This window comes from Synechococcus sp. H70.2 (genome assembly GCF_047462275.1).
Lineage (GTDB): Bacteria > Cyanobacteriota > Cyanobacteriia > Thermostichales > Thermostichaceae > Thermostichus.
This window is the reverse complement of the sequence record NZ_JANSIU010000001.1, coordinates 19911-41741: the sequence shown is the minus strand read 5'-3', so window position 1 is coordinate 41741 and position 21831 is coordinate 19911. Positions and strand designations below refer to the sequence as shown.

Annotated in this window: 20 protein-coding genes; 10 read left to right on the top strand and 10 right to left on the bottom strand. The window is 59.9% G+C overall.

The features are described from left to right. The first annotated feature begins 19 nt into the window (after positions 1-19). A complete protein-coding gene (topA, locus tag NW822_RS00195) occupies positions 20-2746 on the top strand; it encodes a type I DNA topoisomerase (RefSeq protein ID WP_414403363.1) in 2727 nt (908 codons plus the stop codon). A 137-nt stretch (positions 2747-2883) separates the two neighbouring features. Here the strand turns inward: topA and NW822_RS00190 are convergent, their stop codons facing one another. From NW822_RS00190 to grxD, 3 genes are read right to left on the bottom strand one after another with little or no spacing between them, the layout of a single operon-like run. Further along, positions 2884-3234, bottom strand: coding sequence for a phage holin family protein (locus tag NW822_RS00190; protein ID WP_414359595.1), 351 nt, complete (start codon positions 3232-3234; stop codon positions 2884-2886). 10 nt (positions 3235-3244) lie between these two features. Continuing rightward, positions 3245-3559, bottom strand: coding sequence for a BolA family protein (locus tag NW822_RS00185; protein WP_414359596.1), 315 nt, complete (start codon positions 3557-3559; stop codon positions 3245-3247). 5 nt (positions 3560-3564) lie between these two features. Then, entirely contained in the window at positions 3565-3906 is a 342-nt protein-coding gene (gene grxD, locus NW822_RS00180) for a Grx4 family monothiol glutaredoxin (protein WP_414359597.1), read from the bottom strand. A 144-nt stretch (positions 3907-4050) separates the two neighbouring features. On the opposite strand from grxD, the gene cysE reads away from it, so the two are divergent. The 4 genes from cysE to NW822_RS00160 all read left to right on the top strand — a co-directional run bounded on the left by cysE (position 4051) and on the right by NW822_RS00160 (position 7771). Next, complete coding sequence (gene cysE / locus NW822_RS00175) at positions 4051-4833, top strand: serine O-acetyltransferase (RefSeq protein WP_414359599.1); 783 nt, start codon at positions 4051-4053, stop codon at positions 4831-4833. A 169-nt stretch (positions 4834-5002) separates the two neighbouring features. Then, positions 5003-5347 carry a hypothetical protein gene (locus tag NW822_RS00170; protein WP_414403115.1) on the top strand — a complete coding sequence of 115 codons (345 nt, stop codon included), beginning with the start codon at positions 5003-5005 and terminating at the stop codon, positions 5345-5347. A gap of 124 nt (positions 5348-5471) precedes the next feature. Further along, the gene (locus tag NW822_RS00165; protein WP_414403114.1) at positions 5472-7361 is read left to right on the top strand and encodes a BamA/TamA family outer membrane protein; all 1890 of its coding nucleotides are present in this window, start codon (positions 5472-5474) and stop codon (positions 7359-7361) included. A 47-nt stretch (positions 7362-7408) separates the two neighbouring features. Further along, on the top strand, positions 7409-7771 hold the full coding sequence (locus NW822_RS00160) for a hypothetical protein (protein ID WP_414403113.1): 363 nt from the start codon (positions 7409-7411) through the stop codon (positions 7769-7771). Here NW822_RS00160 and NW822_RS00155 read toward each other — a convergent pair. Continuing rightward, positions 7768-8850, bottom strand: coding sequence for an Mrp/NBP35 family ATP-binding protein (locus NW822_RS00155; protein ID WP_414403112.1), 1083 nt, complete (start codon positions 8848-8850; stop codon positions 7768-7770). The genes NW822_RS00160 and NW822_RS00155 overlap by 4 nt on opposite strands. A 425-nt stretch (positions 8851-9275) precedes the next feature. Between NW822_RS00155 and NW822_RS00150 the strand changes: the two genes are divergently transcribed. The 3 genes from NW822_RS00150 (at position 9276) to NW822_RS00140 (ending at position 13330) form a co-directional block, all read left to right on the top strand. Beyond that, the gene (locus NW822_RS00150) at positions 9276-9770 is read left to right on the top strand and encodes an N-acetyltransferase family protein (protein ID WP_414403111.1); all 495 of its coding nucleotides are present in this window, start codon (positions 9276-9278) and stop codon (positions 9768-9770) included. Positions 9771-9850: 80 nt separating this feature from the next. After that, on the top strand, positions 9851-11167 hold the full coding sequence (locus NW822_RS00145) for a competence/damage-inducible protein A (protein ID WP_414403110.1): 1317 nt from the start codon (positions 9851-9853) through the stop codon (positions 11165-11167). 36 nt (positions 11168-11203) lie between these two features. Continuing rightward, positions 11204-13330, top strand: a complete 2127-nt coding sequence (locus NW822_RS00140; RefSeq protein WP_414403109.1) for a M48 family metalloprotease — start codon at positions 11204-11206, stop codon at positions 13328-13330. An 8-nt stretch (positions 13331-13338) separates the two neighbouring features. On the opposite strand, the gene typA is transcribed toward NW822_RS00140, so the two are convergent. The 4 genes from typA to glpX all read right to left on the bottom strand — a co-directional run bounded on the left by typA (position 13339) and on the right by glpX (position 18736). Then, positions 13339-15156, bottom strand: coding sequence for a translational GTPase TypA (gene typA / locus NW822_RS00135; protein WP_414403108.1), 1818 nt, complete (start codon positions 15154-15156; stop codon positions 13339-13341). A gap of 455 nt (positions 15157-15611) precedes the next feature. Further along, a complete protein-coding gene (gene psb30 / locus NW822_RS00130) occupies positions 15612-15719 on the bottom strand; it encodes a photosystem II reaction center protein Ycf12/Psb30 (RefSeq protein ID WP_414359612.1) in 108 nt (35 codons plus the stop codon). 368 nt (positions 15720-16087) lie between these two features. Then, the gene (locus NW822_RS00125) at positions 16088-17383 is read right to left on the bottom strand and encodes a glutamyl-tRNA reductase (protein WP_414359613.1); all 1296 of its coding nucleotides are present in this window, start codon (positions 17381-17383) and stop codon (positions 16088-16090) included. 309 nt (positions 17384-17692) lie between these two features. Further along, positions 17693-18736: a class II fructose-bisphosphatase gene (gene glpX / locus NW822_RS00120; protein WP_414360054.1), complete on the bottom strand. Its 1044-nt coding sequence runs from the start codon at positions 18734-18736 to the stop codon at positions 17693-17695. Between the two features lie 237 nt (positions 18737-18973). Here glpX and NW822_RS00115 point away from each other — a divergent pair, with 237 nt between their 5' ends. Continuing rightward, complete coding sequence (locus NW822_RS00115; RefSeq protein ID WP_414359614.1) at positions 18974-19240, top strand: DUF1830 domain-containing protein; 267 nt, start codon at positions 18974-18976, stop codon at positions 19238-19240. A gap of 102 nt (positions 19241-19342) precedes the next feature. Continuing rightward, positions 19343-19951, top strand: coding sequence for a peroxiredoxin (locus NW822_RS00110; protein ID WP_414359615.1), 609 nt, complete (start codon positions 19343-19345; stop codon positions 19949-19951). Between the two features lie 170 nt (positions 19952-20121). On the opposite strand, the gene NW822_RS00105 is transcribed toward NW822_RS00110, so the two are convergent. After that, positions 20122-20556 carry a photosystem I reaction center subunit II PsaD gene (locus NW822_RS00105; protein WP_414359616.1) on the bottom strand — a complete coding sequence of 145 codons (435 nt, stop codon included), beginning with the start codon at positions 20554-20556 and terminating at the stop codon, positions 20122-20124. 205 nt (positions 20557-20761) lie between these two features. Then, positions 20762-21745: an acetyl-CoA carboxylase carboxyltransferase subunit alpha gene (locus NW822_RS00100; RefSeq protein WP_414359618.1), complete on the bottom strand. Its 984-nt coding sequence runs from the start codon at positions 21743-21745 to the stop codon at positions 20762-20764. Between the last annotated feature and the right edge of the window lie 86 nt (positions 21746-21831).

Below are 21831 nucleotides of genomic sequence, written 5' to 3'. Positions count from 1 at the left end.
AGTCTTTTTAGGCCTCATCATGCCCAAGCTGGTCATTGTTGAATCTCCTACTAAAGCGCGTACCATCCGCAGCTTCTTGCCCGCCGACTATGAGGTGCAAGCCTCCATGGGACATGTGCGCGATCTGCCCGAGTCGGCTGCCGACATCCCCGAGGAGGTGAAGGGAGAAGAGTGGAGCCGCCTTGGGGTCAATGTCCACGCTAACTTCGAGCCCCTCTACGTGATCCCCAAAGAAAAAAGAAAGGTGGTCAAGGAGCTAAAAGAGGCGCTCAAGAAGGCAGATGAGCTGATCCTGGCCACTGACGAAGACCGGGAGGGGGAAAGCATCAGTTGGCACCTGCAACAGGTGCTTCAGCCCAAGGTGCCTACCCGCCGCATGGTGTTCCACGAAATCACCCGCGAGGCCATTCAGGAGGCTCTACAAAATTGTCGCCAGGTAAACGAGCAACTGGTGCGTGCCCAAGAAACCCGCCGCATCCTGGATCGCCTAGTGGGCTATACCCTGTCGCCCCTCCTGTGGAAAAAAATTGCCCCCAAACTCTCAGCCGGGCGGGTGCAATCGGTGGCAGTGAAGCTCTTGGTGGATCGGGAGCGGGAGCGGCGAGCCTTCAAAAAAGCCTCCTACTGGGATCTGCGGGCAGAGCTGCAGCTGCAAGGTGCTGATCCGGCAGCGGTTTTCCCGGCAGAGCTGGTGAGCCTGGGCGGCAAACGTCTGGCCAGCGGACAAGACTTCGATCCCAGCACGGGGCAGCTCATGACTGGAAGGGACGTGGTGCTGTTGGATCAAGCCCAGGCCGAAGCCTTGCGGGAGCGTCTGCTGGGGAAAGTCTGGGTGGTCAGTTCTGTAGAAGAGCGCCCCTCCACCCGCAAGCCCGCCCCTCCCTTCACCACCTCCACGCTACAACAGGAGGCCAACCGCAAGCTGCGCCTGTCGGCCCAGCAGACGATGCGCATTGCCCAAAAGCTCTACGAGGAGGGCTACATCACCTACATGCGTACCGACTCGGTCCACCTGTCGGAACAGGCCATCCGCGCCGCCCGAGCCTGCGTGGAGGCAATGTACGGCAAGGAGTACCTCAGCCCTGAACCGCGGCAGTACATCACTAAAACCAAAGGAGCCCAGGAAGCCCACGAGGCCATTCGTCCCGCCGGCTCGGAATTTCGCCTGCCCAGCCAGACTCCCCTCACGGGTCAGGAGTTGGCCCTCTACGACCTAATCTGGAAGCGCACCGTTGCCAGCCAAATGGCTGAGGCGCGGCAAACCCACACCGTTGTGCTGATTGCTGTCGACGATGCCGTGTTCCGGGCTAGCGGCAAGCGCATTGACTTCCCCGGCTTCTTTCGCGCCTACGTAGAGGGATCCGATGACCCAGAGGCGGCTCTGGAAGACCAAGAGGTGTACCTGCCCCTGCTGCGGGTAGGGGAGCAAGTGGACTGCCTGCGGCTAGAGCCGGTGGTTCACGAGACCCAACCTCCACCCCGCTATACAGAGGCCTCCCTGGTGAAGGTGTTGGAAAAGGAGGGCATTGGCCGGCCCAGCACCTATGCCACCATCTTGAGTACAATCCTAAGCCGCGGCTACGCGAGGCTAATGGGGAACACTCTGGTACCCACCTACACGGCCTTTGCAGTTACCGAGCTTTTGGAAAAATACTTTCCCAATCTCGTCAACATCCACTTCACTGCCGAGATGGAGCAAACCCTGGATGATATCGCTTCCGGCCAGGCGGAGTGGCTGCCTTATTTGCGCCACTTCTTCCTGGGTGAGCAAGGCCTTGAGGGACAAGTGAAGGCACGGGAGCTAGAAATTGACCCCAGCCTGGCCCGCTCCATCCACCTGGAAAACCTACCTGCCAAGATAGGTATTGGTCCCTACGGACCCTACGTGGTGGTCGAAACCGAAGCGGGGGAGGTACGCGCCAATCTACCGGAGGACATTCCCCCCGCTGACCTGACCCTGGAACACATCGAGGAACTCATCCGGCGCAAGCAGGAAGGCCCCAAGCCGATTGCCTTCCACCCAGAGACCCAAGAGCCCATCTATGTCATCCCCCAGGGCCCCTACGGACCCTATGTGCAGTTGGGGGAAGTCTCTGAGGAAAACAAAAAGCCCAAGCGCGTCTCCCTGCCCAAAGGACTCAAGCCGGAGGACGTCACTCCAGAGATGGCTCTGGGGTTGCTCAGCCTGCCACGTACGTTGGGCGAGCACCCCGAGTCGGGGAAAAAGGTGCAAGCCGGCATTGGTCGCTTCGGCCCCTACGTGGCCTGCGACGGGGAGTTCCGCTCGCTGCCCCCCGAGGAGGATGTCCTGACCATTAGCTTGGAGCGGGCGCTAGAGCTGTTGGCCCAGCCCAAAAAAGGCCGCACTCCCACCTCGGCCAAGCCCCTAGGCGAGTTGGGAGTCCACCCCGAGGACGGCAAGCCGGTAACTCTGCACGACGGCCCCTATGGGTTCTACGTCAAGCACGGCAAAGTCAACGCCTCGCTGCCTAAGGATCTCTCCCCCGAAGCCGTGACGCTGGAGATAGCTCTGGAGCTGCTGGCGGAAAAGGAAGGTAAGGGCAAGGCCCAAGCAAACGCCAGCTGCCCAGCTGCGGCCAATCAGGCCAAGAGAGCTGAGGCTGCCGTTCCCCAGAGGCAACGCACGGTGCAGGGCCCTGCCCGCAGCAAGGGACAAGCTCAAGGGGAGGACCCTACCCAATGCCCTCCCCCTCTTCTTAAGGTTGTTCCCAAAGCTCGGGCTTAAGCCCTAACTCCCCTTAGCTGGCTAACTCAGCAGGGGTTAGCCCAGGCTAAGGCCCTACAAGGGTTGGCCAAAAGCTAGGTGGCTGCAGTTGACTCTCTCTTCCCCCGTCTTACCCGGCCTTCTGCTGCTTAGGGAAACTAAGCAGCCTGTTCAAAAATGCTCCGAACCCAGCTGCTAATGATGGAGAGGGCAATTGCACCAAGCAGGGCCCAGCCAAAGTTGTCGATCTTGAAAGCATCACCCGCAAGCTTGTCGGCAATGAGCAAGCAAATAGCGTTCAAAATGAGCGAAAACAAGCCCAGGGTGAAGATGGTAAGCGGTAGGGTGATCAACTGCAGCAATGGCTTCACTAAGCTATTGACCAGACCAATGGCTAGCGCCGCTACCAAGGCACCCCCAAATCCGGAGACGTGGATCCCGGGCAACAGCCAAGCCAAAATCATCACGCTCAAGGCCGACATTAACCAGGTGGCCAGAAGAGATGCCATGCTTCCTCCCTTACCCCGCTGGGGCAGCCATTTTGCCCTCTATGCTACCTAGATCCGGCCGCTCCTCGGGACTGTACGTCTGCAGGGCCAAGGCATGGATGCTTTGCCCCATCTCCTCAGCCAGGGCGGCGTACACCAGGCGATGCCGTTGCAAAGAGGTTTTGCCAGTAAAAAGAGGGGATACCACCTGCACGCGGTAGTGCCCTCCCGATCCCTGTTGCCCGCCTCCATGGCCTGCATGGCGGTGGGACTCGTCCTCCACGTGGACGTAAAGAGCTTGCAGCTTTTCAGCTAGGAGCTGCCGCAAACCATCTGCGGTGAGCATGGGTTTTAAGGTTGACTGTCAGCCTGGGCAAAAGCTGCTTCCACTAGGGGGCGCAACTCGTTGCGGGCATGCATTTCCTGGAGGATGTCACAGCCGCCAATAAACTGCCCGTTGATGTAGATTTGTGGAATGGTTGGCCAGTTGGAAAACACCTTGATCCCCTGGCGAATTTCCGGGTCCTCCAGCACGTTAATTGCCGTGTAGGGAAAGCCCAAGCTGTCCAAAATGCGCACAGCTGTGTAGGAAAACCCACACTGGGGCATCTCTGGGGTGCCCTTCATGTAGATCAGTACCTTGTGGGTGCGGATTTGCTCGCGGATCTTCTCTTCCAAAAGGGGGTCTAGCATGGCCGTCTGCTGGTCGAGCAACACCAGTATTTCATTGGTCTAGTCTAGCTGCTGTCAAGCAGGTGGAGGCTAGCAGGGATCCCCCCACTGGCAGCAAAAAGTGCTAGAAGGGGAGAAGTGGAGGTTCCCTATCGGAGGCCGTTCATGCTGACCGAGGCCAAGCAGTCGGCGGCAGAAAGCCCCCAAGCAGACAGGAGTGAGGCTCCCCCTTCTAAGCAGCCAAAGACAAAGCTGGGGTTTTGGCAGCAATTTTGGGAAGATGTTGACTGTGTCTTTGAGCGGGATCCAGCGGCGCGCAACCGCTGGGAGGTTATCCTCACCTACCCAGGGGTACACGCTCTGTTTCTACACCGCATTGCCCATTGGCTGTGGCAGCGGCGCTGCTTCCTGCTGGCTCGGTTGATTAGCTTCATTTCCCGCTCCTTTACCCTGATTGAAATTCACCCGGCAGCCCGGATTGGGCGGCGCTTTTTCATCGACCATGGCTGTGGTGTGGTGATCGGGGAGACAGCGGAAATTGGCGACGATGTTACCCTCTATCACGGCGTTACCCTGGGGGGCACCTCTTGGACAAAAGGTAAACGGCATCCCACCCTGGAAGATGGGGTGATCGTGGGCACAGGGGCGAAGATCCTGGGGCCAGTTCGCATTGGTGCCAGAGCCCGCATTGGAGCCAACGCAGTGGTGATCCACGATGTGCCTCCGGGGATGACAGTGGTAGGGATCCCGGGCCGGGCCGTTATCCCACCCCATCAACGCCGCATCCCTGCCCATGGCATCGACCTCGATCACCACCTCATGCCTGACCCGGTGGGACGGGCAATCGAGCAGCTGTTGCACCGCATTCAAGAGCTGGAAGCCCAGGTGGCCCGTCTTAGCCAAGAGCGGGAGCGGGCCCAGCAAGAGAGTTCAGGGGCGGGTGACTAGCTCGGCAGTATCCGCAAGGCGTGAGTTTAAAAGGGCAGCGTTCGCAGCTTCCTCAGGCGCAGAGGAGAAGCTTGCTCTGTTGCGTAACCCTTTTTGCGGCAAAGGGGTGGAGCCATTTCAGTAGGGCGAGCTAGGGTGCTAGCATCTCGGCTCTACGGGGAAAACGGTGATGATGCCGGCCAAACCCCTCTCTGGGGTAGCAGCTCTGCTCTGCCTAGGCCTAGCTCCAGCCGCTCTGGCCCAGACGCTTCTGCCGCAGCAAACGGTGCTCCTCGACAGCAGACAGAACAGCGCCACCCCTCTACAAAGCAATGTCCTACAAAACATTGTCTTCGTCGTGCCCAACCCCCCAACGCAGCCCTACGCTGGCAGGTGGGGTTGGCGCCGCAGCCCCTCACCTCCCCCTGCCCCCATCACAATCCTTATCCTCAACTCCCAGGCCAACTTGGCCGCCGAGGCAGCCGAGCCGCAGAGTTGTGGCCAGCGCTGCCAGGGATCCCTGCGCCTGCCATAAAAAGAGGCTGCTTTTGCCATTGGGTGCGTGCCAAGACCCGGATCCGCTATGAATGGGGGTTGGTAGTATAATTCAGGCCAATGGTTCCCCACTGGCACTTCTTTGTGGTGGGCGAGGGATCCCCATGAACCGTTCCAGGCAACTGAAACTCCAGCTTGCTGCAGGGCTTGCTTGTGGGATGGGGCTGCTGGCAGGAGTGGCGGCTTGGGCGCAATCAGCTCCCCCGCCGGACAGCCTGGATCTGCGCACCAGTGGCGACCCCCCCGCCCAACCCACCCCCACACCTACCCCCGCCGCTAGCGAGCCAGAAGTTTTGGTGGCAGAGGTGGTGGTCGAGGGTACCGACGACCCAGAGCTGATTGAGCAGGTTTACAAAGTTATCCGCACCCGCGCCGGCGAGGTCTCCACTCGTTCCCAACTGCGGGAAGACATCAACGCCGTGTTTGCCACTGGTTTCTTTGCCGATGTCCGAGCGGTGCCCTCCGATACCCCCTTGGGAGTGCGAGTTACCTTTGAGGTCAAGCCCAACCCCATCCTCAAAGCCGTGCGCACCGAAGGGGCAAAAGTTTTGGATCCGGAGGTGCTCCAGAAGGCCTTTGCCGACCAAGAAGGGCGGGTGCTCAACTTTGGCAAGCTGCAGGCAGCAGTGGCCGAGATTGAGCAGTGGTATGCTGACAAGGGCTACGTACTGGCCAAAGTGACAGATGTACGCTCCTCCGAAGATGGCACCCTCACCCTAGAAATTGCCGAAGGGGAGATCGAGGACATTCGCGTGCAGGGCAACACCAAAACCCGCGACTTCATCATCACCCGCGAGTTAAAGACCAAGCCGGGGGATGTGTTTAACCGCAACCAAATTCAGCAGGATCTGCAGGCAGTTTTCAACCTCAACCTTTTTCAGGACGTGAATGTGGGGCTTAACCCCGGTCGGGATCCCAACAAAGTCGTGGTGGTGGTGAACGTGGAAGAGCGCCGCACCGGCACCTTGAGCGGCACCCTCGGCGTCAGCTCGGCCACGGGGGTCTTCGCTGGCCTTAGCGTCTCGGAAGAAAACTTGGGCGGCAACAACCAAAAGGCCAGCTTTAATGTTCAGGTAGGCACCAATGAAACTCTGTTTGATTTGAACTTCACCGATCCCCGCATCGCTACGCTGGAGATCCCCACCTCCTACAGCATCAATATCTCCAACCAGCAGAGCTCCAGCTTTGTTTTCAACGAGGGATTGACTCTGCCCAACGGGGATCCCGTGCGCATCAACCGGCTGGGTGGCAGCGTCACCTTCTCGCGTCCGATTGGGGGCAATTGGCGGGCCAGCTTGGGCACCCGCATCCAATTTGTGGAAGCCCGCAACAGCAACGGCGAACAGGAGCGCTTTGATGTGCTGGGCAACCCCATTACCTTTAGTGCCAGCGGCCAAGACAGCTACACCACCTTGCGGTTTGGCCTTATCCACGACAGCCGCGACAACCCCAACAGCCCCAGCCAGGGATCCGTCTTTCGCCTCTCTACCGAACAGTCGGTACGTTTGTTTGCGAATGGCCTGAACGCCAACCGCCTCGAAGCCAGCTACAGCCAGTTCATTCCCGTCAAGCTATTTGAAACGCGCAGTGAGCGGCCGCAGGTGCTGGCTTTTGACGTGCGGGCGGGCACCACCCTTGGCGACTTGGCTCCCTACGACGCTTTCCCCATTGGCGGAGGCAACTCCGTGCGGGGATTTTTTGAAGGCGGCGTTGGCTCCGGCCGCAGCTTTGCCACCGCAACAGCGGAGCTGCGCTTTCCTCTTTTCGACCCGGTGGGGGTAGTGGTTTTTGCTGACTACGGCACGGATCTAGGTAGCGGTGCAGCAGTTATCGGCAATCCGGCGGCAGCGCGCAACAAGCCGGGCAGCGGTTTAGGTCTGGGAGCTGGCATTCGCATCCAATCTCCCCTGGGGCCGCTGCGCATTGACTACGCCGTTGGCCAAGGAGAGGCCGGCCGACCTCAACTGCACTTTGGCATTGGGGAGAAGTTCTAACTTGGCGGTGGGATATGGTGGGAGCAGCACTTGTGAGGAAAGAACCCATGCACCCTAGCCAATCCTTACGCGGGGGCTCCTTGCTGCTCTTGCTCTGCCTCAGCCTAGCCCTAGGTGGGTGTGGACAACTGGCACGGCTAGGCATTGGCACAACCCCCATTGCCCAGATCGAACAAAATCCTGCTCGCTACACTGACGTGTACGTCCGCGGTCGTGTGGTCAACCAGATAGGTGTGTTTGGCCAGGGGGTGTACGAGATCCAGGACCCTAGTGGCTCCCTCTGGGTCATCACCAACAAGGGGCTGCCGGCCATGAACAGCACGGTAACTGTGCGTGGCAAGGCCCAGGAGGGGATCTCGGTGGCAGGGCGCCGCTTTGGGGTATCGCTAGTAGAAGTCGAGCGCTTCTAGCTAGCCCCAAGAGCTACCATAGAGACTCGGCCTGCCAGGGTTTTGGCAATCTGACGCAGCGCCTGGGCCGAGGCCGACTCGGGTTGGTCGACGACAATGGGCCTGCCCGCATCTCCCCCCTGGCGCAGGGCAATCTCTAACGGGATCCGCCCCAGCAGTGGGATCCCTAGCTCGCGGGCCGTAGTTTCTCCGCCGGCTGAGCCGAAGATATCGTACTGGCGATCCGGTAGGTCAGGCGGAATGAAGTAGCTCATGTTCTCGACAATGCCAAGGATGGGCACCCCCAACTGGCGAAACATGTTCAAGCCCTTGCGGCTATCCAGCAGGGCCACCGACTGCGGCGTAGTGACGATCACGGCTCCCGCCAGCGGCACCGCTTGAGCTAGGGTCAATTGCGCATCCCCGGTGCCGGGGGGCATATCCACGATGAGATAGTCCAGCTCCCCCCACTGCACCTGGTAGAGGAATTGCCGGATGACACCGTTGAGCATCGGCCCCCGCCAGATCACCGGCTGATCCCGCCCCACCAAGAGACCCATCGACACCATCTTGACGCCGTAGTTCTCCAGGGGGAGGATCTCTTCGCTGCCATCTTGCCGCTTGCGCACCAATAGAGAGCAATCCTGCAGCCCCAGCATCAGGGGCACGTTGGGGCCGTAAATATCCGCATCCAGCAGCCCCACCCGCGCTCCGCTCTGGGCCAGCGCCACAGCTACGTTCACCGCTACGGAGGTTTTGCCCACCCCCCCCTTGCCGCTGGAGATGGCGATGATGTTGCGCACGCCGGGGACAGACTGGCGATCCGGCAGCGAGGGCGAGCGGGGAGTTTCTGCTGTAACGGTGACCTCGATGGTTTCAATGGGAGCCAGGCGGCGGATGGCAGCCTTGCATTCCTCGACGATGAACTCCCGCAAGGGGCAAGCTGGTGTCGTCAGCACCAGAGTAAAAGCCACCCGCTCCGGCTCGACGCGAATGTCGCGGATCATGTTCAGTTCCACCAGGCTGCGGCGCAGCTCCGGATCTTGAACCGGGCGCAACGCCTCAAGGATGGCGGCAGCATCGAGGGTAGAGGTGGTCATGGCATCAAAAATGAGGTAACGGCTCTATTTTTCACTCTAGTCGGTTTTTCTCCAGGGTCTTCGCTGGCTGAGCAGGGCAGTTGCGAAACTGTCTGCCAACGCTGTAGCCGACTGGCCTAGGCTGGCTCTGGCCGACGGAGGAGGGCAATGGTGCAAGCGCTGATCGCGGGAGTCGGGTTGTGGTTGGGACTCACATTCTTGGCCCCGTTGATCCCTCTGCTGGCAAAGAGCCACTCTCTCCCCTGAGCAGCAGCCCACCTCGGCCTGGGATCCCTCCTGCTGCTATTTGCCCTGGGCTGTTAACCCTCTGGGATCCTGTCGCTGCTCCCCCTGCACAATGTCCCCAACCGCCGGGAAAAAGAATAAGCTGGAGTCTGTCCCGTGCCGATGTTCCAGGAAAAGGGTGGGTGGAGCCGGGCAAAAGTATGGAAATTCGTCCTGCCACGCCTGAGGATGTGCCCGTTCTGTTTGATCTCATCTGCGCTTTGGCCGAGTACGAGCACCTGAGCCACCTGGTAACGGGATCCGCCGAGCTATTGCGGCACCATTTGTTTGGCCCGGAGGCCTTTGTTTCAGCGTTGGTAGCGGAGGTAGAGGAGCAGGTGGTGGGGTTTGCCCTCTACTTTCGCAACTTTTCCACCTTCCTCACCCGACCGGGAATTTACCTGGAAGACTTGTTTGTGCTGCCGGAGTTTCGCGGCAGGGGCATTGGCAAGGCGCTCTTGGCGCGGGTGGCCCAGGAGGCAGTGGCCAAAGGATATGGGCGGCTGGAGTGGAGGGTTTTGGACTGGAACCAGCCAGCAATTGAGTTCTACCGGCGCCTGGGTGCTAAGCCACATCCGGAGTGGATCCTGCACCGCGTGGTGGGTGCTGAGCTGGAAGCTTTGGCTCGGCTGGCCGAGGATCCCTACCCCTCTTGAGCAAGAGATCCTAGGGATCCCTGCGCGAAAGGGGAGCCTAGACCTCTATACTTAGCGGCTGAGCCGAGGTTGAGCCGAGCATGAGCCCAACGCAAACCGTCACTCCCCAAGGGGCTGAGATCCTCTGCATTGGCACAGAGTTGCTCTTGGGAGAGATCACCAACACCAACGCCCAATACCTGGCAGCCGAGTTGGCCAAGCTGGGGATCCCGCACTACTACCAAACGGTGGTGGGGGACAACGAAGCCCGCATCCACCATGCTTTGGAGGTGGCCTGCAACCGCTCCAGCCTACTTTTAATTACAGGAGGGCTGGGGCCAACCCCGGATGATCTGACCCACGCGGCGCTAGCCTCCTTTTTTGGAGTAGAGATGGTGGAGCACCCCCAGCTCTGGGAGGAGATTTTGCGAAAGTACGGGCAGCGGGGCCTTGTGCCCTCGCCCAGTAACCGCAAGCAGGCTTTTCTGCCTCAGGGGGCAACCATCCTGCCCAACCCCCTGGGTAGCGCCTGCGGCCTCATTTGGCAGCCCCGCCCCAACCTGCACATCCTTACTTTTCCCGGCGTGCCGCAGGAGATGCAGCGCATGTGGCAGGAGACGGCTGTACCCTATTTGCGCTCCCTGGGCTGGGGCAAGGAGGTGTTCTACAGCCGCGTGTTGCGCTACTGGGGCATTCCTGAATCGACTTTGGCCGAGCGGGTGGCCCCCTGGCTGGCGGGGGAAAATCCCACGGTCGCTCCCTACGCTGGTCAGGGAGAGGTGCGCCTGCGGATTACCGGACGTGCCCCCACGCGCGAGGCGGCGGAAGCGTTGATTGCTCCGGTGGTGGAGCAGATTTTACGGGTGTCTGGAGAAGACTACTTCGGCAGCGACGAGGCCACCTTGGCCAGCGTGGTGGGGGAGCTCCTCTTGCAGCGGCGGCAAACCCTAGCGGTGGCAGAATCCTGCACCGGTGGCCTCCTGGGGCAGTTGGTAACCGGGATCCCGGGCAGCTCGCGCTACTTCCTGGGCGGCATTGTTGCCTATGACAACCGCTTCAAGGAGCAGCTTTTGCGGGTAGATCCAGAGACCCTGCGGCAGCACGGGGCTGTGAGCGAGCCGGTGGCGGCTCAGATGGCGCTGGGGACCAAACAGGTTTTTGGCTCCGACTGGGCCCTAAGCATTACCGGCATTGCTGGGCCAGAGGGGGGTACCCCCACCAAGCCAGTTGGTCTTGTCTATCTGGGCTTGGCCGACCCGGAGGGGAAAGTGGAAGTCCACGAGTACCGCTTCGGCAGCCTGCGGGGCCGCGAGGGGGTGCGCTGGTGGAGCGCCCAGACGGCGCTAGATTGCCTGCGGCGGCGCTTGCTCCGTTACCCCCTTTCGGAGGGATCTACTCCTGAGCGTCCAGATCCTTGAGTAAGCTGGGGGAGCAGGCAGACTTGGAGCAGGTTGATGAATCCTGCGGAGGCGGGCAAGGAGGCCCTGCGGCAGGGCCGCTTTCAAGAGGCCATCCAACTTCTTGAGGACTACTTGGCCCAGTTCCGTCAGGAGGGCAAAGCAGAGGGGAGCCCGGCAGGCTCCTCCGACAGCCAAGTCCTGGAGGCCCAGATGAACCTGGTGCGGGCCTACCATCTGGCGGGCCAGGCCGAGAAGGCGCGGGCCCTCTGTCTAGAACTGCTGCAGCATCCGGATCCCCAGGCGCGGGGCTGGGCCCAAAAAATCCTGCCCCGCCTGCCCGCCCCAGAAAAACCCGTTGCTTCTCCATCTAGGGAACAAGGCCCTCCTCCAGAGCCCCTTCCTAAAGCTCAGCTGGTCTCCCCCCACCAACGGGCTGCTCCATTAGGGGGGAGGATCCCCTTGCCGGTGCAGGCGGGATCCCTGGCGTGGGCCAAGTGGGGATCCCTGGGGGTGGGCATCCTCTTCCTCTGGGGGTTGAGTTTTTTGCTGGTGGGCAGCCACCTGGATTTTGGGCGGCTGAGTTTTCCGCGGCAGCTTTGGTTTTTGCAGGGGTTGCTGCCCTGGCTGCGCAACGGCTTGCGCTGGCTAGTGGCCGGTAGCCTGGCGGTTAACTTTGGGGTGGGCCTTCTCTTTTTTGCCCCCTGGCTTATGGATCAGCTGCACCGGCGGCTGCACAAGTTGCGTTGGGCCAGCCTGGGGGAAATCGAGCGCCACAGCCCTGAGGCGACCCGCCTGCTGCAGCGCCTCTGCGCCCAAAAACAACTGAAACAACCCCGCCTGGGGGTGATCCCGGAAGGGGGGCCACTGGCCTTTGTTTACGGCACTTTCCCTGATGGCGGCCGCATCGTGGTCACCCAGGCTCTCTTGCAGCAGCTTGCCCCGGACGAGATTGCCGCTGTCTATGCCCAGGCGCTGGGGCGGATCGTCAACGGCGATATCCTGATCCTGACTCTGCTGGGATCCCCCGTTCAACTGGTTTACTTGGCTCTGGAGCAGGTGAGCCAACTGGGAAGGCAACGGCGGGATCTCATCGGGCATGTGGCCCCCCTGCTCTACCTCATCTACACGGTGCTTTCCTACCCCCTGTTTTTCCTTTCTCGCCTGGGCACCTCCCACGCCGATCACTTCGCGGTGGAGGCCACGGGCAACCCCAACGGGCTGGTGGCCGCCCTGCTCAAGTCGGCTGCCGGCCTGCAGGAGGCCCACAAAAACGACCGCCGCCCATCTTCGCTGCTGCACTGCACCCGACTGTTCAGCTTCTTAGACTTCAAAACCACCGCTGCCGCCAGCGCCGCTGTCCGCCTGCCGGATCCCGCCCAAGCCAGCCAGCTCTTCCGCTGGGATCAGCTTAACCCCTGGGCCCGCTGGATGCAGCTCAATTCCAGCCATCCCCTGCTGGGGCGGCGCTTCCAGGTTTTGGGGGAATATGCCCAGCGGCTGCGCCTTTTGCCCGAGCTAAGCCTAGTTCAGCCAACGGAGGAAGTGGCTCCTCCAAAGGCTCGCTTCTGGTTGGATCTGGCTATCTATGCTGCTGAAGTGGTTGGGATGGTGATTGGCTGGCTGGGGGGGCTGATCCTCTACCTAGCGCTGCAAAATCGCCTCGATCCCAAGGTTATTGCCGCGGCCGCGATGGTGGGCTATGGCGTGGGACTGTGGGCCAAGGCGGCGTTGATGTACCGCGGATCCCTGTCGCCCCAGCCAGCTGACGTGCTCAGCTTGCTGGCTGATCCCGAGGCAGATCCCTGCCGCAGTCAGCCAGTGGAGCTGGAAGGGGAGCTGCTGGGCTTGGGACAAGCCGGCTATCAACTGGGGGCAGAGCTAAAGCTACAGGATGCCACCGGCCTGATCCCCCTGCGCTTTACCTCTCCCCTAGGACCGGTGGGCAATGTCTTTTCCGGCCTAAAGCCCCTCCGTGCCCTCATGGGCCAGCAGGTCAAGGTGGTGGGCTGGTTCCGCCGCGGCAACACTGCCTGGGTGGATTTGGCCTACGTCCAGGCAGGATCCCAGCAGCTCCACAGCCGTCCTCGTCTGTGGCTGGCTTTGTTGGGCTTGGGAGTTGTCTTGCTGGGGATTTGGGGGGCCTTTTATTTCCCCAACTTGGCCTCTTATTTTAGGCGGTAGTGAGCTGCCTAGCGGCGGGAGGGCACCAACTGGGCCTTGCGCAGCCGCACCGACTGGGGTGTGACCTCCACCAGCTCGTCTTCGCCAATGTATTCCAAGGCTCGCTCTAGGGTCATCTCCACCGGTGGCTGCAGCTGTACCAGCTCCTCTCCAGTTGAGGAGCGATGGTTTGTTAGGTGTTTCGTCTTGCAAACATTCAACTCCAAGTCCTGGGGTCGGTTGTGCTCACCCACAATCATGCCCTTGTAAACGCGGGTGCCTGGCTTAATAAAGAATACACCTCGGTCCTCCGCATTCTTCAGGGCGTAGGCAGTGGCTACTCCCTCTTCAAAAGCAATGAGCACGCCATTGCGGCGGGTCTCCAGCCCTGTGGTGAGAGGACGGTACTCCAAAAAGCTGTGGCTCATGATCCCCTCCCCGCGGGTGATGCGGACGAACTCGCTGCGGAAGCCAATGAGCCCTCGCGCCGGGATGACGAATTCCAACTGGGCCCGCCCATCTGCGCCTACCCTTAGGTCCTGCATCTCTCCCCGCCGCTCGCCCAGCCGTTCGATGCAGGCGCCCACCGTTGCTTCTGGCACATCCAGCACCAAAAGCTCATAAGGCTCGTAGGGCTGGCCGTTCACTTCGCGGAAAATCACCTTCGGCTGGCCAACCTGGAACTCGTAGCCCTCCCGCCGCATGGTTTCTAGCAAAATGCCCAGGTGCAGTTCGCCTCGCCCCGAAACCAAGAAGCAATCCGGGGAGTCAGTCTCTTCCACCCGCAGCGCCACATTGGTCTCCAGCTCCCGCAGCAGGCGTTCGCGCAGTTGCCGTGAGGTTACAAACGTCCCCTCTTGCCCAGCAAAGGGAGAGTCGTTGACACAGATCCTCACCTGCAGCGTGGGCTCATCCACTTTGATGAGGGGCAAGGCCTGGGGGTTTTCTGGTGAGGTGAGGGTGTGGCCAATGTGGGCCTCGGCAAACCCCGCCACGGCAACGATGTGGCCGGCACTAGCCTCTGTCAGCTCAATGCGCTCCAGCCCTTGGAAGCCAAAGAGCTTGGTTACCTTGCCCTTGGCAATCGACCCATCTTCCTTGACCACCGCCAACTGATCCCCGACCCGAATGGTGCCATTGTGGATCTTGCCAATCACAATCCGACCCAAGTATTCCGAGTACTCCAGCGTCGTCACCTGGAGTTGCAGCGGCTTGGTGGGATCCCCAATGGGTGGCGGGACGTACTTGAGGATGGCCTCAAAGAGGGGCCTCATGTCCAGAGGGCCGCTGTAGTTGCCCTCGAGGAAGGCTTTGAGGTTGGCTTCTTCCAGGGCAAAGCCCTGCAGACCCGAGGCAAATAGGTAGGGAAAGTCGCACTGGTCTTCGTCAGCGCCTAGTTCCAAAAACAGATCTAACACCTTGTCAATGACCTTGTAGGGCTCGGCGTGGGGCCGGTCAATTTTGTTGACCACCACGATTGGTCGCAAGCCCTTTTCCAACGCCTTGCGCAGTACAAAGCGGGTCTGAGGCATTGGGCCTTCGTTAGCATCCACAATCAGCAGACAGCCTTCCACCATGCCTAGCACCCGCTCTACCTCCCCGCCAAAGTCAGCGTGACCGGGGGTATCGACGATGTTGATCAGGGTTTCGCCATAGCGAACGGCAGTATTCTTTGCCAGGATGGTGATGCCCCGCTCCCGCTCTAGGGCATTGCAATCCAGCACGCAGGGGGGAGTGTCCTCTCGTGCCCGTAGGGCTCCTGCCTGGCGCAGCAGGGCATCCACAAGTGTGGTTTTGCCGTGGTCAACGTGGGCAATGATAGCAACGTTGCGGATAGGGATCGGCATAGCCGTCAATTCGTGGAAAAACTCACCCCCAGCTCTTCCTGGGGGTGCCTCTACCAACTCTAGCGCAAAGAATTGAAACTCCCGCCAGCTCGGGGGATTTTTAGGGAGTCCTCAAGCGAAAAGGCGTTGTCAAGCGGCCCCTAACCACTTCCCTAGGGCAAAGTCCCAAGGTTCTGCTTACTTTAGCAAATTAGGCCGGAGCCCCCTCTTTCTCGCCTAAGACCCGCCCAGAGGTTTGCCACCGGTCGGGTTTTTTGCCTCCAGGAAGCTGGCTGGCCAGCTGTAGCTACAACTAGCAAGCTGCATCTTGGGTTGGCAGCTAAAGTTGCCGAGGGGCTTTTCCACCCCGCCCTACAGGACGGGACTAGCAAGCTCTGCTTCTGGGATCCATCCCAGGGAGCATAGGATCACCAGCCCCGCTAGAGCGTGCCCCACCCCGCTGGCCAACCCTTGCCTCACATATCAGCCCCGCGCAGGTAGAGCACCAGGATGACCGCCGGCCCTGCCAGGACAATCATCGCCAGCAGCAGCAACTGCACAAACACTTCGTATTGTCCAAACATAACCCCAAATCTTGTAGCCTACCTTTGACACTCCCACCGACTAGAGTCGGGGGATTCTTACGCAGTCCCCAGAGGGACTCGTCAAGGCGTTGTCAAGACGCCCCTTGACGGTTCCCCAGTCTCCAGGTTCCGCTTACGTACTGGCTTTTAGCACTGTCCGGGTCTTTCACCGGGGTAGGTGCTTGCTTAGGAGCAATTATAGCCTTGGCAAGCGACTCCAGTTGCTCAAGGACTACGTCCTGCTAACGCGAACGGGCTTTTCCACCCCACACTAATTGCGCTAGCGGGGCAGCGTCCTTTTGCGCTAGCGGGACGGAGGGTTACCCAGCGAGTCTGGGGTGGGGCTTGCTTTGGCCTAGAGATAAAACCTAGCGCTCCTGCTGAGCCTGAAAGGGGATTGGCTCGAGGTTAAACAGTTCCTGCAAAATTTGCATGGCCTTCCGCCGCGCCTCGATGTCCCGCTTGGCCCGCAGTTGCACCATGGGGTCGTGCAGAATCTTGTTGACGATGCCGCGAGTGAGGGCGTCGATAACCTCCAGGTGCTTCTCGGCAAAGTCCTTGCCCAAGCGGGAGAGAGCTTTCTTCATTTCCTGCTCCCGGATAGACTCCACCTTGTGGCGCAGGCTGGAAATGGTGGGCACCGTCTCTAGGGAACGCCACCACTCCATAAACTGCTCTACCTCTTCCTCTATCAACGCTTCGGCAGCCGAGGCCAGCTTTTGCCGTTGGGCACGGTTTTCTTCCACGATGCGGGAGAGGTGATCCACGTTGAACAACCGTACCCCTCTTAGCTTTTCCACCCCGGGATCAATGTTGCGGGGCACGGAGATATCCACCAACAGCAGCGGCTGATCTGGCTGCAGCACTTCCACCAGTTGCCCGTAGGTGAGGATGGGCTGGGTGGCAGCGGTGCTGGTGAAGACCAGATTGGACTCTGCCACGCTGCCTAGCAGCGACTCCCACGGCAGGACTTGAATGGGCTGCTCAAATTGCTTGGCTAGCGCTTCTGCCCGCTCCAAGGAGCGGTTGACTACTGTGATGTCCACCGCCCCCTTGGCCAAGAGGTGCTGCACCAGCAGCCGGGCCATTTTCCCTGCCCCCACCACTGTAATCTTGCCCTGGGAGAGGGAACCCTGCTCTTGCAGCGCCAGCTCCACGGCTGCCGAACTAATGGACATGGCGCCGGTGCCGATCCCTGTCTCCGTGCGGACGCGCTTGCCGGCAGTGATGGCCGCCTTGAAGAGGCGGTTGAGGATGCGATCCATGCCGTTGCAGGCCTGGCCCAGTTGCTGTGCTTTTTTCACTTGCGACAGGATCTGCCCTTCCCCCAACACCAAGCTCTCCAGCCCGGCAGCCACCCGCATCAAGTGGGTCACCGCATCTTGGTAGAGCAGGGTAAACAGGTGGGGACGCAGCTGGGGGAGGGGGATCCCCTTTGCCTCCGCCAAAAACTGCATCGTCTGCCGCACTCCACTTTCTGTTTCTGGGGTAACGATGTAGACCTCCAGCCGGTTACAGGTGCTGAGGATTGCTGCTTCCTCAATGTGGGGGTAGGCACGGAGCTGCTGGATCCTCCCTCCCACCTCCGCGTCCGCGATACTGAGGCGCTCCCGGATCTCCACAGGAGCTGTGCGATGGCTAAGACCGACAACCGCGATAAACATGCCTCTCCGTTGTCTCTAGACCAACGATTATTAAATCTCCAAACAAAGGAAAAATTCGCCCGCAAACAAAAGCAGCCTCAAACCCACGCAAAGCGTCTTACCTGTCTTGGCTGCGGCAAGCTTAGGTAACTTTTCTCAGCCTACCTAAACCCTAAGACCAGTATCGGATCGGTTTTGCCGAATTTTGCTGAAGAGTTATTACGTTTTTTCCGGGTCGGCCTTGATAGATTTTTTAACGTTCTCCCAGGCAAAAGGGCGACCTTCCCAGGGGAAAGCCGCCCTTATCACGAAGATCCAGCAGAGGAGACCTCAGCGCAATTGCAGGGCAGGGGGGTGCTCGCCTTCCTTCAGGTGGATGGTATCCACAAAGCGCACCGTGCGGGATTGGCTAGAAATCACCAGCGTTTCCGTGCGAGCCCCACCCCCGAAGAAGCGCACGCCCCGCACTAGATCCCCATCAGTGATACCGGTGGCGGCAAAGAGCAGCTCTTTGCCACTGGCTAGCTCCTCACACTCCCATACCTTATCGGGATCCTCAATGCCCTTTTCTTTCAGCTCTCGCCGAGTCTCTTCCACCGGTGGCAGGTAGGTGCCCGCCTGCACCACTTCGGGATCGTAGATTAGCCGCCCTTGGAAGTGAGCGCCTAGGCAGCGCAGGGCGGCTGCTGAGATCACTCCCTCAGGAGCTGCTCCGATCCCCATCAGGGCATGGATACCCGTGCCGTTGAAGGCCACCGAAAGGGCTGCCGAGAGGTCGCCATCGGTAATTAACTTTACTCGTGCCCCCGCCTCGCGGATCTGGCGAATGAGATCGACGTGGCGCTTGCGATCCATAACCACCACGGTTAGATCCGCCACCTCCCGACCCAGGCTTTCGGCAATGATCTTGAGATTCTTTTCTGGCGGATAGTCAAGATGGACTTTGCCCTTGGCCTGGGGCGGGGCCGCGAGTTTTTGCATGTAGATGTCGGGGGCGTTGAGAAGGCCACCTTTCTCGGAAATGGCCAGCACAGCCATAGAGCCGTTCTGGCCTTTGGCCACCAGGTTAGTGCCCTCGCAGGGATCCACAGCAATATCAATCTCCACCAGCTCTTCCGCGCGGTAGAACTGCTCGGCGTCCGGGCGGGTACAGAGGCCCACCTCTTCCCCGATGTAGAGCATGGGGGCCTCATCGCGGGTTCCCTCCCCAATGACAATTCGACCACGCATGGGGATCTGATTTAATTTCTCCCGCATAGCCTCCACCGCTGCCTGGTCAGCGGCCTTGTTGTCCCCCTTGCCCATCCAGCGGGCGGCGGCAATGGCAGCCTGTTCCACTACTTCAATGATCTCGAGCCCCAACTTCTTGTCCACGGTATGCCCCCCTTGGTCTTTCGGAACGATGAAGGCCAACTTCAGCAGACTCTCCCCCAGTTTACCAGGGTAGGCTTCTTCTCGAGACCCGCTTCCCTAAGCTGAGGAAAGAAATTGCCAAAAGCCAAGCGCAAAGAGCGATCCCCGTCCCAAGTGTTGGCTATTGTCGGCCGGGGATCAAGGATGATAGCCTGTTTTAAAGGCAATAAGTTTTTCTTAAGGGAATTAAAAAAAGCAATGAAAAGATACATTTTTGTCAACCGCTCTGAGCAGGTTCAAGTCATCCGGACCATCCCTGGCCACTGGGAGCGCACCCTCTTCCCCGGCCAGTATGCCATTTTCGAGGCAGAACCCGACGACTACCTAGAAGTTTACAGCTGCTGCTGGGCCACCACCATCTTGGAAGAGCGCCGCCCCTGTCGCTGCTTGCTGGATTCTTCGCTTCCTGAAGCCGAAGCCCACCCCTACCTGCCCCCTCGGAATACTCTGGCAGATGCTGTGTGAAGGGGTTGCTTTAGCTTGCCCGACCGGTAAGACAAACTCATTATGAGTATGGTATCTTAGCTTTAGTTTACATTTGCACCTTACCGGAAGGAGGGTCAACCTATGTCTCAGCAAGGATGTCTGCGGGTGGGCCAGCCCGCTCCTGATTTTTCGGCCACTGCCGTCTACGACATGGAATTTAAGACGATAAGGCTCTCCGACTACAGGGGCAAGAAATACGTGGTGCTGTTTTTCTACCCCTTAGACTTCACCTTCGTCTGCCCAACCGAGATCACGGCTTTTAGCGATCGCTACGACGAGTTTGCCAAGCTGGACACAGAGATCCTCGGCGTCTCGGTGGATAGCGAGTACTCTCACCTGGCCTGGATCCAAACTGAGCGCAAAGCTGGCGGGGTGGGCGAGCTAAGGTATCCGCTGGTCTCCGACCTGAAAAAAGAAATCAGCGCCGCCTACAATGTTCTGGACCCTGCCACAGGAGTGGCGCTGCGTGGCCTGTTTATCATCGACAAGGAAGGGATCATCCAGCACGCTACCATCAACAACTTGGCTTTTGGCCGCAGTGTGGATGAAACCCTGCGCACCCTGCAGGCTATTCAGTATGTCCAGTCTCACCCCGATGAAGTTTGCCCGGCCAACTGGCAGCCTGGTCAGAGAACCCTGAAGCCCGACCCAGTCAAATCCAAGGAGTTCTTTGCGGCGATTGCCAAGTAAACACCTCCCCAACCCGCCTCAGGGACTCGGGGGATGCAGCTCCGGCGCTGGGTAAGCCGGAGCTTTTTTGCCCCACGTAGGCAGGGGAAACGGCTAGCTGCTCCAAAACCCGCTGGGATAGAAATCCCCTGCCCAGCTCAGGGGATGGGAGGGGACAAAGGTTGCTGGAATTAGTCCCAGGGTTTGCCGTTGGTGAACTTGTAGGTAACTGGCTCGCGGTTTTTGCCGATACTGTGATCCACCTTGCCAATGGGCTGGCGCCCCTCGTTGACTTTTTCGGGGAAGACGCCATCTTTGGGATGCACCAGCTCCGGCTCTCCCCCGGCCGGAATGCGGAAGATCTGGTAGTCGTTGATTTTGTATTCAGAGCGCAGCTGGGCCCCCAGCGCTAGGCACTGCTCCTTGCGGGCAAAGGTGAGATAGTTTTTGCCCTCCACCATCTCAGCTGCCCCGCCGGTGGGCATTTCAAACACTTGCCCTGGCTTGCCGGTCCAGGTGATTACGTATTTTTCTTCCGTTTCGGCTGCGCTTAACAGCCCTCCAGTAGATCCCCCAAACAGGGGCAGCTTGGCTCCTTGCCGGGGATCGCCTTGCATCACAGCCATAGCCTCCCTTCTTGTTGTGGTTGGTGGTGTTTAGGCCGCGCTTGCAGTTGATGACGCGCAGCACTTTGAATCTACCATTGACTTAATCTTTGACCTTAGAACTGGCTAGGAACTGTAATTTTTCGTAGCAGAGCCAGTTCCACTGGGGAGAGCTCCCACTGCACCTGCTAAGCCAGCCGGGAGGCAGACTGGAGAGCCCCCCGGTCTAACTCCCCTGGGCCAACTCCAGAAAAGCTCCCATGCGGCGAAACTTTTGGTAGCGCTCTTCCCGCAACTCCCGCCCGCTGAGCCTGGAAAGTTCCCTGAGATGCCTTAGAAGAGCCTCTTTGAGGGTTTGAGCAGCCTCCAGAGGGGCACGGTGGGCGCCGCCAACCGGCTCTGGCAGGATCTCATCAATGACTTCCAGTTGCAACAGATCCTGGGCAGTGATGCGCAGGGCGGCTGCTGCCTGGGGGGCTTTTTTGGCATCTTTCCAAAGGATGGCGGCACAGCCCTCCGGCGAGATCACCGAATAGACCGCATGTTCAAACATCAAGACGCGGTTGCCCACTCCAATGGCCAAAGCCCCCCCGGATCCCCCTTCGCCAATCACAGTGCAGATGATGGGGATCTCCAGCCGAAACAGAGTCTGCAGGTTGGTGGCAATGGCCTCCCCCTGACCCTCAGCCTCTGCCTTAACCCCTGGGTAGGCCCCCGGCGTGTCGATGAAGGTCAACAGCGGCAGGCCAAAGCGGTGGGCATGTTCCATCAGCCGCAGGGCCTTGCGGTAGCCAGCAGGATTGGGCATGCCGAAGTTGCGGTGGATGTTGTCTTTGGTGTCGCGGCCCTTTTGGTGGCCGAGGATCATCACCGGCTGATCCCCCAGCTTGGCTAGGCCCCCGACAATGGCCGGATCGTCTTGGCCGTGGCGATCCCCGTGCAGCTCAAACCAGTCGTCGCAGATGGTCTGCACATAGTCCAAGGTGGTGGGACGGCGGGGATGTCGAGCTACCTGCAGCCGTTCCACCGGCGTCAGATGGCTGAAAATCTCGCGGCGCAGCTCCTCAGCTTTGGCCTCCAACTGGCGAATCTGCTCGGAGGCGTCGATGTCGTTTTCTTCGGCCAAGGCCCGAATTTCCTGGATACGCTGTTCTAGAGCAGCAACAGGCTGCTCAAACTCCAGCAGCAGGCGGTCAGTGGGTTTGGTCATAGTCATTTGCGTCAGGAGCAAGGTGCGGCGGCTACTACAGCTTGCCCCGGCTTCCAGAGCCAGAACTTGTTTGGCGGCGCGTAGCG